This is a genomic window from Spirillospora sp. NPDC048824, from assembly GCF_043198455.1.
Taxonomy (GTDB): domain Bacteria; phylum Actinomycetota; class Actinomycetes; order Streptosporangiales; family Streptosporangiaceae; genus Spirillospora.
Genome location: NZ_JBICUS010000006.1, coordinates 208,609 through 223,408 on the forward strand (window position 1 = coordinate 208,609; position 14,800 = coordinate 223,408).

Annotated in this window: 13 protein-coding genes; 8 read left to right on the forward strand and 5 right to left on the reverse strand. The window is 70.3% G+C overall.

Annotation, left to right across the window (positions count from 1 at the left end):
* Positions 1 to 198: 198 nt before the first annotated feature.
* The 3 genes from ACGFIS_RS14205 to ACGFIS_RS14215 all read left to right on the forward strand — a co-directional run bounded on the left by ACGFIS_RS14205 (position 199) and on the right by ACGFIS_RS14215 (position 2,223).
* The gene (locus tag ACGFIS_RS14205; protein ID WP_392911170.1) at positions 199 to 1,629 is read left to right on the forward strand and encodes an OmpA family protein; all 1,431 of its coding nucleotides are present in this window, start codon (positions 199 to 201) and stop codon (positions 1,627 to 1,629) included.
* Positions 1,630 to 1,646: 17 nt separating this feature from the next.
* Positions 1,647 to 1,883: a hypothetical protein gene (locus ACGFIS_RS14210; RefSeq protein ID WP_392911172.1), complete on the forward strand. Its 237-nt coding sequence runs from the start codon at positions 1,647 to 1,649 to the stop codon at positions 1,881 to 1,883.
* An 88-nt stretch (positions 1,884 to 1,971) separates the two neighbouring features.
* Positions 1,972 to 2,223 carry a DUF6458 family protein gene (locus ACGFIS_RS14215; RefSeq protein ID WP_392911174.1) on the forward strand — a complete coding sequence of 84 codons (252 nt, stop codon included), beginning with the start codon at positions 1,972 to 1,974 and terminating at the stop codon, positions 2,221 to 2,223.
* Between the two features lie 73 nt (positions 2,224 to 2,296).
* Here ACGFIS_RS14215 and ACGFIS_RS14220 read toward each other — a convergent pair whose 3' ends face one another.
* From ACGFIS_RS14220 to ACGFIS_RS14235, 4 genes are all read right to left on the reverse strand, one after another.
* Positions 2,297 to 3,757 carry a dihydrolipoamide acetyltransferase family protein gene (locus ACGFIS_RS14220; RefSeq protein WP_392911176.1) on the reverse strand — a complete coding sequence of 487 codons (1,461 nt, stop codon included), beginning with the start codon at positions 3,755 to 3,757 and terminating at the stop codon, positions 2,297 to 2,299.
* Positions 3,729 to 4,706, reverse strand: a complete 978-nt coding sequence (locus ACGFIS_RS14225; RefSeq protein ID WP_392911178.1) for an alpha-ketoacid dehydrogenase subunit beta — start codon at positions 4,704 to 4,706, stop codon at positions 3,729 to 3,731. The genes ACGFIS_RS14220 and ACGFIS_RS14225 overlap by 29 nt, the downstream gene beginning before the upstream one ends.
* Positions 4,703 to 5,833 carry a pyruvate dehydrogenase (acetyl-transferring) E1 component subunit alpha gene (pdhA, locus tag ACGFIS_RS14230; RefSeq protein WP_392911180.1) on the reverse strand — a complete coding sequence of 377 codons (1,131 nt, stop codon included), beginning with the start codon at positions 5,831 to 5,833 and terminating at the stop codon, positions 4,703 to 4,705. Before pdhA ends, ACGFIS_RS14225 begins: the two co-directional genes overlap by 4 nt.
* A 216-nt stretch (positions 5,834 to 6,049) precedes the next feature.
* Positions 6,050 to 7,669 (reverse strand): hypothetical protein, encoded by a 1,620-nt coding sequence (locus tag ACGFIS_RS14235; RefSeq protein WP_392911182.1) that lies wholly within the window; start codon positions 7,667 to 7,669, stop codon positions 6,050 to 6,052.
* A gap of 95 nt (positions 7,670 to 7,764) precedes the next feature.
* Here ACGFIS_RS14235 and purS point away from each other — a divergent pair, with 95 nt between their 5' ends.
* From purS to ACGFIS_RS14260, 5 genes are all read left to right on the forward strand, one after another.
* Positions 7,765 to 8,007, forward strand: a complete 243-nt coding sequence (gene purS / locus ACGFIS_RS14240; RefSeq protein ID WP_392911184.1) for a phosphoribosylformylglycinamidine synthase subunit PurS — start codon at positions 7,765 to 7,767, stop codon at positions 8,005 to 8,007.
* A gap of 199 nt (positions 8,008 to 8,206) precedes the next feature.
* A complete protein-coding gene (locus ACGFIS_RS14245) occupies positions 8,207 to 8,647 on the forward strand; it encodes an ATP-binding protein (RefSeq protein WP_392911187.1) in 441 nt (146 codons plus the stop codon).
* A 100-nt stretch (positions 8,648 to 8,747) separates the two neighbouring features.
* Complete coding sequence (gene purQ / locus ACGFIS_RS14250) at positions 8,748 to 9,428, forward strand: phosphoribosylformylglycinamidine synthase subunit PurQ (RefSeq protein ID WP_392911189.1); 681 nt, start codon at positions 8,748 to 8,750, stop codon at positions 9,426 to 9,428.
* Positions 9,425 to 12,886 carry a phosphoribosylformylglycinamidine synthase subunit PurL gene (gene purL / locus ACGFIS_RS14255; RefSeq protein WP_392911191.1) on the forward strand — a complete coding sequence of 1,154 codons (3,462 nt, stop codon included), beginning with the start codon at positions 9,425 to 9,427 and terminating at the stop codon, positions 12,884 to 12,886. Before purQ ends, purL begins: the two co-directional genes overlap by 4 nt.
* Positions 12,887 to 13,637: 751 nt before the next feature.
* Complete coding sequence (locus ACGFIS_RS14260) at positions 13,638 to 14,087, forward strand: hypothetical protein (protein ID WP_392911193.1); 450 nt, start codon at positions 13,638 to 13,640, stop codon at positions 14,085 to 14,087.
* Positions 14,088 to 14,501: 414 nt separating this feature from the next.
* Here the strand turns inward: ACGFIS_RS14260 and ACGFIS_RS14265 are convergent, their stop codons facing one another.
* Positions 14,502 to 14,738: a hypothetical protein gene (locus tag ACGFIS_RS14265; RefSeq protein ID WP_392911195.1), complete on the reverse strand. Its 237-nt coding sequence runs from the start codon at positions 14,736 to 14,738 to the stop codon at positions 14,502 to 14,504.
* Between the last annotated feature and the right edge of the window lie 62 nt (positions 14,739 to 14,800).

Sequence of the window (14,800 nt, forward strand, 5' to 3'; positions counted from 1 at the left end):
TCTTGTCACTTCTTCGGGACATGCGATGACGCCCTGTTACAGCCCGGCCGTATCCCCAAACGCCGCGTGTGCCGCTCGCAAGCCGGCTGACCGGTCCAACGCACCGGAGGTGCCCTCCGCCGGGATCTGGCGGGGTGCGTCCGGGGTGACTACTCTGGCCCCCGTCCCCCGCCCGTCCTTCCCCCCGACGGATGATCGATGCGCCGTGCCCTGCCCCTCGCCGTCTCCTTTTCGGGGTTGCTGCTCCTTGCCGGCTGCGGCGGCGGTGGTGAGGCGGAGAAGGTCGATCCGCCGACGGCGGGGGTCGTCGGCTCGGCCCGTCCCGCGAACGCCGGGGGAGGGTTCGCCAAGGAGGGCTGGTTCGGCGGGGCGGACGGGCTGCACGCGCGTGTTCAGATCAAGGGTGTCGAGCGGCAGGGCACCAAGTCGGTGTTGCGCTACAGCGTGACGTCTCTGGATTCGTCCACGAAGTCCGTCGCGTTCGCCATCAGGCTCCTCGACCCGGTCGGACGCCTGCTCTACCGGCCCACCGGGTCCACGAGCGGGGACGGGTTCGCGCCCGGTGCGACCCGTGAGATGGCCGCCGAGTACCCGGCCATTCCGGCGGGCGTCGAGAAGGTCACCGTGCTCACGCCGGGCACGGCGGGGGAGTTCACCGGTGTTCCCGTGACCGGCACCGGCGACGCGGCCGCCGCGGCCTCGGCCCGGCAGCGCGGCAATCCCGCCGACCTGTACGACATCACCGAGGGCGAGATCAAGGACGTCGCGTCCAGCGGCTCGTGGGTGACGGTCGACCTGCACACCGACGTGCTTTTCGCCACCGGCTCCGCCGAACTGTCCGGACGGGCCAAGACCGTCCTGGACCAGGCCGCGCAGGAGATCAAGGCGAAGGCCATGAGCCCCCTGACGTTCGAGGGGCACACCGACGGCGAAGGCGGCGACGCCGACAACCTGAAGCTGTCCAAGGAGCGCGCGGAGGCCGTGCTGAAGGAGATGAAGTCCCGGCTCGGCGACGGCTACACCTACACGTCGCGCGGCATGGGCGAGGCGGAGCCGGTCGCCGAGGAGGGCGGCGCGGACGACGCCAAGGCGCGCGCCCGCAACCGCCGCGTCGAGATCACCTACCAGGTGAAGCGGCCGCCGGCGGGGTCGCCGAGCCCGTCCGCGATCCCGGGCCGTGGCGCCGCTCCCGCCGGGTTCCGGGCGGACGACGGCGAGACGGTCGCCAGCCGCTACGGACGCTTCGGTGAGGCGAAACGGCGCCTGGACGTCAAACCGTTCTACCGGGACGGCGCCTACATCGTCGCCGTGTTCGACATCGTGAACGAAGGGCCCGGCACGACGCCGCCCGACGCCTCCTACGCGCACAAGGACTATCCGGGAGGCGTGTTCACCTCCTTCTCCATCCAGGTGCCGGGTGACCAGACCGTCTACCGAGCCGTCCGGATCGGGCCCGCGTCGCCGGACGCCGCCGGCGCCTACGCCGACCCGGGACGCGCCGTTTTCCGGACGGAAATGAACCAGCCGGTCCGCGGCTTCGTCTATGTACCAGCGCCATCGGGGGACATCACGTCCGTCGTCTTCAATGGTGGCCCTTTCGGAAAGGTCGACAAGGTTCCAGTCTCGTAGTGGAGGAGATCCACCACATGCGTGCCGCTCCCAGCCTTCTCCTCGCCCTCTTCTGCGTCCTGTTCGGTTCGCTCCTCGCGTTCACGATCGACGACGAGACCAACTCCGACGCGTGGATGCTGCAGATCTTCGGCGTGGTCCTCATCGCCGGGGGCGCGCTGGGACTCCTCGTGAGCCTGATCGCCACCTGGAACGCCCGACGGGCCGGCGAGGGCGACGACCCCGTCCCGGGCGGGGACGGGCTGTCGCGGTGACCTACCTGCCGCCCGTTCGACGTGTGACCGGCGATCCGAACGGATAGTTAAAGAGCACGGCTACGGATCGTCTGGCGGAGGTCATCGCATGGGTGTCGGCGTCAGTGTTTTCACGATCACGCTCGGACTGATCCTCAAGTTCGCGATCAGCCCGGACGCGATGACGGACCCGGTGGACATTCACGTCATCGGCGTAATTCTGATCATCGTCGGCGGGGTGTCGTTCGCGCTCCAGTTGCTGATGATGTCGCGTACGGGTGGGCAGCAGCGCGGCCCGCGGTTCCAGGAGAGGCGGGACGAGCGCACCTACGACGGAGAGAACAACCCGCCCGTCCCCTGAACGCTCGCCCCCGAAGAAGTGGGGCCGGTGCCGCCTGCACGGCACCGGCCCCACGATTCCGTCGATCCCTGAGTTACCCCCAGGCGAGCATGCGGATCGGGTCCTCCAGCATGTCGCCGACGTCGCGGAGCACCCGCGACCCCAGTTCGCCGTCCACGATCCGGTGGTCGAACGACAGCGACAGCGTGGTGACCTTCCGGATCGCCAGCTCGCCCTCGTGCACCCACGGCATGTCCCGGATCTGGCCGAACGCCAGGATCGCGGCTTCACCGGGCGTGAGGATCGGGGTGCCGGTGTCCACCCCGAACACGCCCACGTTGGTGATCGTGATCGTTCCGTCGGACAGGTCGGCCGGGGACGCCTTGCCCGCCCGCGCCTTCTCCGCCAGGGCGTTGATCGCGCCGGCCAGGCCGGGCAGGTCGAGGTCCTGCGCGTCCTTCACCTTCGGGACGATCAGGCCCCGGTCGGTGGCCGCCGCGATCCCGAGGTTCACGTACCGCTTGACGACGATCTCCGCGCCGGACCGGCCGTCGCCCGACGGGTCGTCCACCCACGTGGAGTTCACCTGCGGGTTCCGCGCCACGGCCGTGAGCAGCGCCCGCGCCACCAGCAGCAGCGGCGACACCTTCACGTCCGCGAACTCGGGCAGCTCGCGGAGCCGTTTCACGGTCTCCATCGTCCGCGTCACGTCGACCTGGAGGAACTCGGTGACGTGCGGCGCGGTGAACGCCGAGCCGGACACCGCCGCCGCGGTCGCCTTGCGGACGCCCTTGACCGGCATCCGCTCCTCCCGCGGCCCCGCCTGGACGGGAACCCGCGGCGCCTCCGCCGCAGCCTGGGCGGCGGCGACGTCGTCGCGCGTGATCGACCCCTGCGGGCCCGACCCGGTGACGGTCGCGAGGTCGATGCCGAGGTCCTTGGCCATTTTCCGGACGGGCGGCTTCGCCAGCGGCAACCCGTTGTCCACAGGCTGTGGACGAGGAGCCGGCGGAGCCTGACGTGCCGGAGCCGGTGCCGGAGCCGGGGGCGGTGGCGGGGGCGCTGCCGCCGCCGGCGGTGGCGTTCCGTTCGTCGACTTGCGTTGGCGGCGCTTGGTCGCGCCCTCCTTGACCCCGTACCCGACGAGGACGGGCTGCCGCTTCGGGGGCTTCTCCGGGGACACCATGCCCGGCTCCTCGACGCGCGGCACGCCATCCCTCTTGATCGCCGCCGCCTGCGCGGGAGGTTCGGACACCGGCGTCGCCACGGCGCCGTCCCCGTCGGCGTCCACGGAGATGATCGGCATGCCGACGTCGACGGTCTCGCCCTCGGCGACCAGCAGTGCGGTCACCACGCCCTCGAACGGGCAGGGCAGCTCCACGATCGCCTTCGCCGTCTCGATCTCGACGATGGTCTGGTTGATCTCGACCGTGTCACCGGGCTGGACGTGCCATTTGACGATCTCGGCCTCGGTCAGGCCCTCGCCCACGTCCGGCAGCTTGAAGGTCTTCGGCTGGCTCACCGCGTCACCACCCGAAGGTCCGGTCGACGGCATCCAGGATGCGGTCGAGGTCGGGCAGGTAATGGTCCTCGATGCGGGACGGCGGATACGGCGTGGAGAACCCGCCGACCCTCAGCACCGGCGACTCCAGCCGGTAGAAGCACTTCTCGGTGATCCGCGCGGCCAGTTCCGCGCCGAACCCGTTGAACACCGGTGCCTCGTGGACGACGACGCAGCGTCCCGTCCGGTTCACCGACTCCACCACGGTGCCGATGTCGAGCGGGTTGAGCGACCGCAGGTCGATGACCTCCAGCGACCGTCCCTCCTCGGCGGCCGCGGCGGCCGCCTCCAGGCACGTCTTCACCGACGGCCCGTAGGCCAGCACGGTCACGTGCTCGCCCGGCTGGACGACCCGGGCCCGGTGCAGCGGCGTCCAGTCGGCGGACTCGGTGTCGACCTCGGCCTTCTCCCAGTACCGCCGCTTCGGCTCGAAGAAGATCACCGGGTCGGGGGACGTGATCGACTGCTGGATCATCGAGTACGCGTCCGCCGGGTTCGAGCACGCCACCACGCGCAGGCCGGCGGTGTGCGTGAAGTACGCCTCGGGCGACTCCGAGTGGTGCTCCACCGCCCCGATGCCGCCGCCGCACGGGATCCGGATGACGACCGGCAGCGACAGCGTGCCGAGCGACCGCATCCGCATCTTCGCGAGCTGCGTGATGATCTGGTCGGCCGCGGGGAACACGAACCCGTCGAACTGGATCTCGCACACGGGCCGGTAGCCCCGCAGCGCCAGCCCGATCGCCGTCCCGACGATGCCCGACTCGGCGAGCGGCGTGTCGATGACCCGCTCCTCGCCGAAGTCCTTCTGCAGCCCGTCGGTGATCCGGAAGACCCCGCCGAGCTTCCCGACGTCCTCGCCCATCATGAGGACCTTCGGGTCGTTCTCCATGGCCTTGCGCAGGCCTTCGTTCAACGCCTTGCCGAGGGTCAGGGTGGTCACTTCGCCTCCTCCTCGAACGAGGCCAGGTAGGCGGCGAACTGCTCCTGCTCCTCGGTCATCATCGGATGCCGGTCCGCGTACACGTGGTCGAACATCGACAGGGGTTCGGGGTCCGGCAGCGCCAGGCACGCCTCCCGCAGTTCCCTCGCCATCTGCTTGGCCTCGTCGTCGACCTTCTCGAAGAACCCCGAGTCCGCCAGGTCGCTCCGCACCAGGTACGCCTTGACGCGCTCGATCGGGTCCTTGAGCTTCCACGCCTCCTCTTCGGCCTTCAGCCGGTAGCGCGTGGGGTCGTCCGTCGTCGTGTGGGCGCCCATCCGGTACGTGTACGCCTCGATGAGGGTCGGGCCCTGTCCCGTCCTGGCGTTCTCCAGGGCCTTCCTGGTCACGGCCAGGCAGGCGAAGACGTCGTTGCCGTCCACCCGCAGGCCCGGGAACCCGAATCCCTGCGCCCTCTTGTAGAGCGGAATCCTGGACTGCCGTTCGAGCGGTTCCGAGATGGCCCACTGGTTGTTCTGGCAGAAGAACACGATGGGTGCGTTGAACACCGAGGCGAACACGAACGACTCGTTCACGTCGCCCTGCGATGTCGCCCCGTCCCCGAAGTACGCGATCGTCGCGCCCGCCGACGACGTGCCCAGCACGCCGTCCCGCTGGATGCCCATCGCGTACCCGGTGGCGTGCAGCGTCTGGCTGCCGATCACGATGGTGTACAGGTGGAAGCCGTGCTCGGCGGGATCCCACCCGCCGTGGCTGACGCCCCGGAACAGGCCGAGCAGCCTCAGCGGCTCCACGTCCCGGCACCACGCCACGCCGTGCTCCCGGTACGTCGGGAACACCATGTCGTGATCGGACAGAGCGCGTCCTGACCCGATCTGCGCCGCTTCCTGCCCCAGCAGCGACGCCCAGATGCCGAGCTCGCCCTGGCGGGTGAGCGCCACGGCCTCCAGGTCGATCCGGCGCACGATCACGAGATCGCGGTACAGATCGCGGACTTCCTCGGCGCTGAGGTCCAGGGGGTAGTCGGGATGCTCGACGCGCTCGCCCTCGGGGGTGAGCAACTGGACGAGCTCTGGCCCGGCGAGCTCGGGGGTGCCGGGCGCACCGCGCACGGAGTCGATCGTCATCGATGACACTCCTCGTTCGGGGCCGCCGCGCGGGATCGCCGCACGTCCGGCCGATGTCAACGACCTTGGGCCCCGGTAAGGGACAAAAGCCGCTTATGCCATCGTGGCAGACATCACACCTCGCGATGCAAGTCCGCCACCGAGGTCCCTACCCTTAGGCACATCCCCTGACCCAAACGTGATACACGCCACCGCGCCGACACCGGGCAGGCCGGCTCATTCGCGGGAGAGGGCCCGGGTGGCTCCGGCGGCGACCGTCAGGCCGAGGAGCAGGCCGGCCGTGACGATGAACATGGCGATCCACTGGTAGACGCCGTCGGGGGCGAAAACCCTCTCCTGACCGAGGTCGCCGATGGGCAGGATCAGGTCGAGCGTGTAGATGAACGCGTTGAAATGGGGGCTGTCGTCACTGTTCAGAATGGCGGGCTTGTGGAAGGAGAAGATGATCGTCCCGAAGGCGAGCAGGCCGACCAGCCAGCTCGCCGCACGGAACGGGCGGTAGCCGTAGCCGACCAGGCCGTCCTGCAGCCAGCCGACGATCTTGCGGGGGAAGCCCTGGGTCTTGCGGCGGTCCCGGGCCTTGGCGAGCAGGACCGAACGCCCGTCGGAGTCCAGGCCGAGGGCACGGTAGGTCTGGGCGAGGCGCTCGTAGGGCTGCGGGGCGTAGCCGTCGGTGTCGCGGTGCAGCCAGTCGAGACGTTCACGTGCCGTCAGCGGCGGTTCGAGCGTCTCGTACTGCAGGCCGTCCAACTGGAGGCGCTCCGGCCAGGACTTGGCGTCGTCGCGCAGCAGGTTGACACGGGCGTAGGACAGGTCCGCGATGCCGTGGATCGGCTCGGCGGTGCGCAGCAGGAGTTCCTCCGCCTGGATGCGCTGCACGCTGAGCGCCGTCCCCTCCTCGTTCCGCAGCCGGGCGTCGCGCAGGCTGAGCTGGCCGGTGATGCGGGCGCCGGCGAAGCTGACGGCGCCGACCGCGCTGAAGCCGTCCGAGCAGTAGACGTCGGTCTCCACACCCAGGTCGTCCGCGTTCAGGGCGGTGCGCTGGGGGGCCGACAGGCGTGCGCCCACGAACGACAGGTAGCCGCCGACGCGGGCGCCCCGGAGCCGGATCTCGCCCTCCGCGGAGAACCCGCCGTCGCAGAACACGTTCGCCGCCACGTCCAGGCGGCTGGCGTACAGGGCCGCGCCGGACGGGTTGTGCAGCCGCGCACCCCGGAAGATCAGCTGGCCGCCGACGCGGGCACCGGGCAGCCGGACCTCCCCGTTGGCCGCGAAGCCCTGGTCGCAGTACACGTTCGCCTCGACGGCGAGGCGGTCGGCGAGCAGCGCGTCCCCGCCCGGGTTGCTCAACTGCACGCCCGACATGTTGAGGATGCCGGTGATGTTCGCGCCGTCCAGCCACAGGCCCCCGGAGATGCGGCTGCCCTCCAGCCACAGATGCCCGTCGACCCTGGTACCGGACGCGATGAGGCCCGGCAGGCGGCAGCGCATCAGGTGGACGCTGTTCATGCTCGCCCAGTACAGATGCGGGGCCTCGTCGAATGAGCACGAGGTGAGCGCCAGCGGGACGCCGACCTCCGCGTGCCCGAGGTTCAGCGAACCGGTGATGCGGGCGCCGCCGAGCCGGACGGCGGCGACCTGACCCGGCTGGGGCTCCACCGCGCCGACGAGCAGGGCGACGAGGACCTCGGCCCTGACCGTCCGCTCACGACCCCACCGGTCGGCCTGCCCGAGGTCGTCGTAGGCGGGGTCGCCGGACGACAGGTCGACGGATTCGCCCTTGGGGAAGGCCTCCCAAAGGCGGCGTTCCGCGGGGGTGAGGTCCTCGATGTTCATCGGGCTGCTCCGGGGGTGCGGGTGGTCCGTGATGGGCAATGGTGCCGTACGCTTCAGGATCGTAAGGAAAAGCGCAGACCAGTGAGGGGGCGGTCGTGGCGCGTGTCGTCGTCGACGTCATGCTCAAGCCGGAGATCCTGGACCCGCAGGGGCAGGCGATCGCCCGCAAGCTGCCGCAGCTGGGGTACGACGGGGTGGTGGCCGTCCGGCAGGGCAAACGGTTCGAGGTGGAGGTCGAGGGAGAGGCCGACGAGGCCGCCCTGGAGCAGGTCGGCAAGATCGCCGAGACGCTGCTGGCCAACCCCGTAATCGAGAACTTCGAGGTCCGCGTTCTCTAGCCGGAAATGGCATGGAATGCCGTTCTGGTACTGGATGGAGTGGCGCGTTCCACGGCGTTTTCCCGCAACGACCCGTGAGTATAGCGATTACGGAAGTTTCCGCCGGGGAAGTGTTAGCTGCGTCGAGTCGTCGAGCACGCTCCGGGGACCGGGGGAACGGCCAGGAAGCCCGGGGCATGGACGAGGTGTCCGGGTGGATATGAGGTTCTCGCTCTCGCTTCCGCGCGAGGCGCTCACCATCCCGGTGATCAGGCGGGTGGTCGGGGACGCGCTGCGGGGGCTGGGCGTTTCCGACGACTGCGTCGACGACGTGCTGGTCGCCACCTCCGAGGCGTGCACGAACGTCGTCCAGCATGCCCGCGCCGCCGGTGAGTACAAGGTCACAGGACACGTGGACGAGGGCGTCTGTGTGCTCAAAATCATGGACCGGGGCCGCGGGCCCCGGCCGGCCCCCGAGGATCGGGGGGTGATGAGCGAGTCCGGCCGCGGGATCAGGATCATGCGGGCTCTGGTGGATGACCTGGACATCGACACCTCGCCCGACAGGGGCACCGTCGTTCACCTGCGAAAGCGGCTGAGCTGGCGGGACGAGGCCCTCGTCCGGCGCCTCGACCGCAAACTCATCCACAGCGCCGGGTAGATTGGTAGGCGCGCGCGGGGGAAAACGACGCGCAGCGGGGTGATCGGCGGAGGAGATACCGCCCGTCCCGGCCGCCCCTCATTTCGGAGGAACAGAAGAGATGGATGCTGCCCGGGTCGGGGTCATCACCTTCCCCGGTTCTCTCGATGACAAGGACGCCGCACGTGCCGTGCGGCTGGCCGGCGCGGAGCCGGTCGCCCTCTGGCACGGCGACCATGACCTGCAGGGAGTCGACGCTGTCGTCCTGCCCGGCGGGTTCTCATACGGGGACTATCTGCGTGCCGGGGCGATCGCCCGGTTCGCGCCGCTGATGTCGGAACTGGTGGCCGCCGCCGAGGCGGGCCTGCCGGTCCTCGGCATCTGCAACGGCTTCCAGGTGCTGTGCGAGTCGCACCTGCTGCCGGGCGCGCTGCTGCCGAACGCCGGCCTGCACTTCGTCTGCCGCGACCAGCGGCTGCTGGTGGAGAACGCGGACACCGCCTGGACGACCGAGTACCGGGAGGGCCAGGAGCTGGTGATCCCGATCAAGAACCGGGACGGCCGGTACACCGCCGATCGGGAGACACTGACCGAACTGGCCGACACCGGCCGGATCGTCGCCCGCTACCTGGACCTGAACCCCAACGGCTCCCTCGATGACATCGCCGGGATCTGCAACGAGGCCGGCAACGTGGTCGGGCTCATGCCGCACCCCGAGCACGCCGTGGAGTCACTGACCGGCCCGTCCACCGACGGGCTCGGCTTCTTCACCTCCATTGTCAAGAGACTGGTCAACGCATGAGCGAGCAACCGCCACACGCCTCCGGGCGCGCCACCCGGGAATCCTCGGACGAGCCTTCGATGGAGTGGCTCGGCGAGCTCAAGTCCGACGCGGACGACCCCGAACTCGAGCCGGTCGACCACTCGGTCACCCAGGCCTTCGAGGCCATGCTCGACGAGGCCAAGCCCGCCGCGAAGCCGGCCGCCGCTCTGCCCGAACCGGCCGCCGTCCAGCCGCAGCCGGTGGCGCGGCCCGTCCCGGGCGTCCAGCCGCAGCCGTCCATCCAGGTCGACCCGACCGTCCAGGCCATGCTCAGGACGGCCCAGCCGGGTCCAGCGCTCGGCGGCCCGGCGCTCGAAGCCGGGCCCGCCGAAGGGCCGGCTCAGGAGTTCGCGCGTGCCCTGGCCGAGGAGCGCGCCGCCGGCGACCCCGCGTCCACCTTGGCGGACCCGACGCTCACCACGCCCGACCTGAACGGCTACACCGCCCCGCCCCTGCCGACGGACCCCGGCACCAGCCCGCGGCCGGTGGCCGGCCCCGGCACCGGCCCGCAACCCGCCGTAGGCCCCGGCACGGGCCCGCAACCCGCAATCGGCCCGGGCACCGGCCCGCAGCCCGCTGTAGGCCCGGGAACGGGCCCGCAGCCCGCCGTAGGCCCCGGCACGGGCCCGCAGCCCGCAATCGGCTCAGGGACCGGCCCCCAGCCCGCTGTAGGCCCGGGAACGGGTCCGCAGCCCGCGGTCGAGGCTCAGCCGCCTTTCAGCCCTCCGTTCCCGCCCGGCCCGGGCACAGGCCCCCAGCCCGCGGTAGGGACCGGCACGGGCCCGCAGTCCGCCGTTGAGGCTCAGCCGCCCTTCAACCCTCCCTTCCCGCCCGGCCCCGGCACAGGCCCCCAGCCGACGGTCGGCCCCGGAACGGGCCCGCAGCCCGCCTTCCGCTCCGGAACGGGCCCGCAGCCCGCCGTCCGCCCCGGCACGGGCCCGCAGCCTGCGATCGGGGGCCCGGGGACGGGCCCGCTGCCCGCTGTCCGCCCCGGGTCGGGTCCGCAGCCCATGATCGGCCTGAACACGGGCCCGCAGCCGCCCGTCCACGGCGACGGACGCGGCACCGGCCCGCAGCCCGCCGTCGGCCCCGGAACCGGCCCGCAGCCCGCGCTGGGCTTCGGGACGGGCCCGCAGCCCGCCATCGAGACGTCCGCCCCGGTTTACCCCGGTACGGACACGGTGGCGATCGCCGCCGCGTCCCCCGAGCGCCCGCAGCCGTACGCCGAGCTCGGGATGAACGACGAGGAGTACCGGCGCGTCCGCGACATCCTCGGCCGCCGTCCCACCTCCGCCGAGCTGGCGATCTACTCGGTGATGTGGAGCGAGCACTGCTCGTACAAGAGCTCCAAGGTGCACCTGCGCCAGTTCGGTGAGAAGGCCCCCAAGACCGACAAGCTGCTCGTCGGCATGGGCGAGAACGCCGGTGTCGTGGACGTCGGCCAGGGCTGGGCGGTCACCTTCAAAGTCGAGTCGCACAACCACCCGTCCTACGTGGAGCCCTACCAGGGCGCCGCGACCGGTGTCGGCGGGATCGTCCGCGACATCATGTCGATGGGCGCCCGGCCGATCGCGGTGATGGACTCCCTCCGCTTCGGCCCGGCCGACGCCCCCGACACCCAGCGCGTCCTGCCCGGCGTGGTGGCCGGCGTGGGCGGCTACGCCAACTCGCTCGGCCTGCCCAACATCGGCGGCGAGACCGTCTTCGACGCCTGCTACGAGCAGAACCCGCTCGTGAACGCGCTGTGCGTCGGCGTCCTGAAGCACGAGGACATCCAGCGCGCCGTGGCCCCCGGCCCCGGCAACAGGGTGATCCTGTTCGGCGCTCTGACGGGCCCGGACGGCATCGGCGGCGCGTCCGTTCTCGCGTCGGCGACGTTCGACGAGGAGTCGCACCAGAAGCGGCCGTCCGTCCAGGTGGGCGACCCGTTCATGGAGAAGCTGCTCATCGAGTGCTGCCTGGAGCTGTTCAACGAGGACCTCGTGGTCGGCATCCAGGACCTCGGCGCCGCCGGCGTGTCCTGCGCGACGACGGAACTGGCCGCGGCCGGCACCGGTGGCATGCACGTCGACCTCGACGCCGTTCCGCTCCGCGACGAGACGCTCCTCCCCGAGGAGATCCTCATGAGCGAGTCGCAGGAGCGCATGATGGCGGTGGTCACGCCCGACAAGGTCGACCGCTTCATGGAGATCTGCGGCCGCTGGGAGATCCCGGCGACCGTGATCGGGACGGTCACCGACACGCGCCGGCTGGTCATGACGTGGCGGGGCGAGACGATCGTCGACCTCCCCCCGACCACCGCCGCCGACGAGGGCCCGGTGTACGAGCGCCCGATGCAGCCTCCGCACGACCTCGGGACGCTGCAGTCCGACACGCCGGGGCGCCTCACCCGCCCGTCCAACGGCGACGAACTGCGCCGCACCGTCCTGTGGCTGGCCGGGTCGCCGAACCTCGCGAGCAAGACGTGGGTGACGTCCCAGTACGACCGCTACGTCCTCGGCAACACGGTCATGGCCATGCCGGAGAACGCGGGCGTGGTGCGCATCGACGACGAGTCCGGCCTGGGCATCGCCCTTTCCCTCGACGGAAACGGCCGCTACACCCGCCTGGACCCGTACGCGGGCGCGCAGCTCGCGCTGTCCGAGGCGTACCGCAACGTCGCCGCCACCGGCGCACGGCCCCTGGCCGTCACCAACTGCCTCAACTTCGGCTCCCCGGAGGACCCGGGCGTCATGTGGCAGTTCGCCCGCGCGGTCGAGGGCCTGGCGGACGGCTGCCAGTACCTCGGCATCCCCGTCACGGGCGGCAACGTCAGCTTCTACAACCAGACCGGCGCCACGCCGATCAACCCGACCCCGGTCATCGGCGTCCTCGGCGTCCACGACGACGTCCGCCGCCGCGTGAACATGTCGCTCACCACCGACGGCGCAACGATCGCGCTGCTGGGGGAGACCCGCGAGGAGTTCGGCGGCTCGGAATGGGCCCACGTGGTCTACGGCCACCTGGGCGGTCTGCCGCCGCTGGTCGACCTGAAGGCCGAGACGGCACTGGCGTCCGTCCTGGTCAACGCCATCCGCGACGGGCTGGTGACCGTCGTCCACGACCTGTCGGACGGCGGCCTGTCCCAGACCCTCGTGGAGTCGTGCCTGCGCGGCGGCCTCGGCGCCCGGATCACCCTGCCGGGCGACCCGTTCGTGTCACTGTTCAGCGAGTCGGTGGCCCGCGCCATGGTCGCCGTCCGCCCGGGCGCCGAAGCGCGCCTGGCGGCCCTGTGCGAGTCGGCGGGCGTCCCCGTCACCCAGATCGGCGTGGCGGGCGGCGACTCCCTGAGCGTGACGGGCCGCGGCCCCGACGGCGACCAGCAGGAGCTGTTCAGCATCCCGCTGTCCGAACTCCGCGAGTCCCACGAACGCACCCTCCCCAGCTACGCCGACTGAGGACCGTCCAACAGAAGGGCGCCCTCCGCTGGGGGGCGCCCTTCGCGCTGGGTCACCCGCATCCAAAACGGTCTTCTGCTTGTTCCGAGCAGATGGTCTACTGATGTCATGGCCATTGTCCGGAGGCTGGTCCGAAACGTCCTTGGCGGACTGATCAACTAAACACCACCTCGCATCAGACGCGACATACTCGCATCTGACGCGATGTCATGCCCGGCGAACCCGGGAAACAGCAGGTAGAGCCGACCGCGGCCGCATACGACGAACTCGGCGTACGTCGCCGCTACAGGTGAATGACCCAGCTCAAACGTCTTCTTCAAGTGCGCGAATAGCCCATCAGATGCCATTCGTCCCCTTACTAGAAGACCGAGTTCTGAACCCCCCAAGATCACGACCTGCAACGATCCTCCGGACAACCGTCCTGACCTGCTGCCTGTCCCCTCGGTGGCTCTCATCGTCTCGTAGGTGATCGTGCCCTCATGTGCCCCCGATGTGCCCTGCCCGGCTATCGGGGGCGCGGTGCTGCCCTCGGCAGGGTGGAGTGACCAAGAAGACTGACCCCCACCTGACCAGCAAACGGACGGCCCCACACTGCAAAACCGGGGCCGTCCGTTCCGCGGTGGTTCCGCGGGGCGTCGATGTCACGGTGCTGGCGGGTCAGACCGGCCTTGTGCGTCATCGTCACTATCCGCTGGCGACCTACCTCTCGCGCGTGCCAAGATCGAGGTGGCTGTCTCAAGAGGAGGGCGGGATGGATGCTCTCGTAGTGTGGACGGCCGCCCTGCCCATGTTTTGGGGCGTGGCCTTCGGCCAATTGTGGCTCCAGCGAAGGTACTGTTCATGGCTGGTGTGCGTAGCGGGAAAGAGCGTTGCCGGGGCCGTCCTTCTCACGGTGGTTGTGCACCTGGGAGCCATGTCGCTGTTCGCGATCATTGCATTTTTGATCAACGATCTGGTAGTGCCAAATTTCCCGACTTGGTTCGCTGTCTTCCTGTTCGTATTGGCGGCTATGGTTTACTCGCCGCTGGTCGGCCTAGCGATCCCCGCGCGGAGCTGGCCTCCCTATGAGACCGTTCGGCCTGCTCTGGAAGAAGCCGGGGCGACACTCGGGCAGGAACGGGCGGTTGCTTGGATAGGTGGGCTGCTGACGTTTCCTGGAATGAGCGCCGTCGCGGGAGGAGCCGCGATCCTGTTCGGATGAACACACGCTTTGGCTTCCCGTCTGCCGTCGTCCCGCGTTTCACGCTGCTGGCCCTGGTCTGGTAGATCTCCGATCGGGACGGCGGCAGACGGGAAGCTCCTCCCTACCTGACCCCTCGGCGACCGTCACGGACACGCCCCGTGCTTCCCGGAGTCGGAGTGCCCCCGCCGGAGGCAAAGAAGACCTCGGCCACGTGAGACCGGATGACGGGCGGTGGCGCGACCCAGTGACTGCCGGCACCTGGCGGACGGGGCGGCGGTGGCAGGATGCGCGGTCCGGCGCGGCCGTCCGGTGACCGGCGCCCACGCCGCACGCTCCGGGCGGCCTGGCGCGGGGCCGCGCAGCGGCCTGAGCGCCGCCGCCCCTTGATCCAAAACAGCGGAATTCGGCAAGGTATCGCGTGCTTGTCCGTACTTAGCTGCGGGACTGGGCTTCGCTCGTAGTGCTGATCAGGGATCTGATGTCGTCGGCCAGTGCGGGAGTCGTAGCCACGGTGGCGGCCGAGGTAGAGGCGTGGTCGCTGCCGTCCTGGTCGGTGACCTTGGCTCCCGCTTCGCGGGCGATGATGACTCCGGCGGCCATGTCCTCGCCTCCCCGCGCTGACCTGGGCGTCGGCCCCTCGGTGACTCTCGACGTCTCGCGGCCGGTCATGAGGTCATGTGCCCTCGATGTGCCCTGAGCCTGACGCTGCCCAGCGAACGAACGGCGTCGCT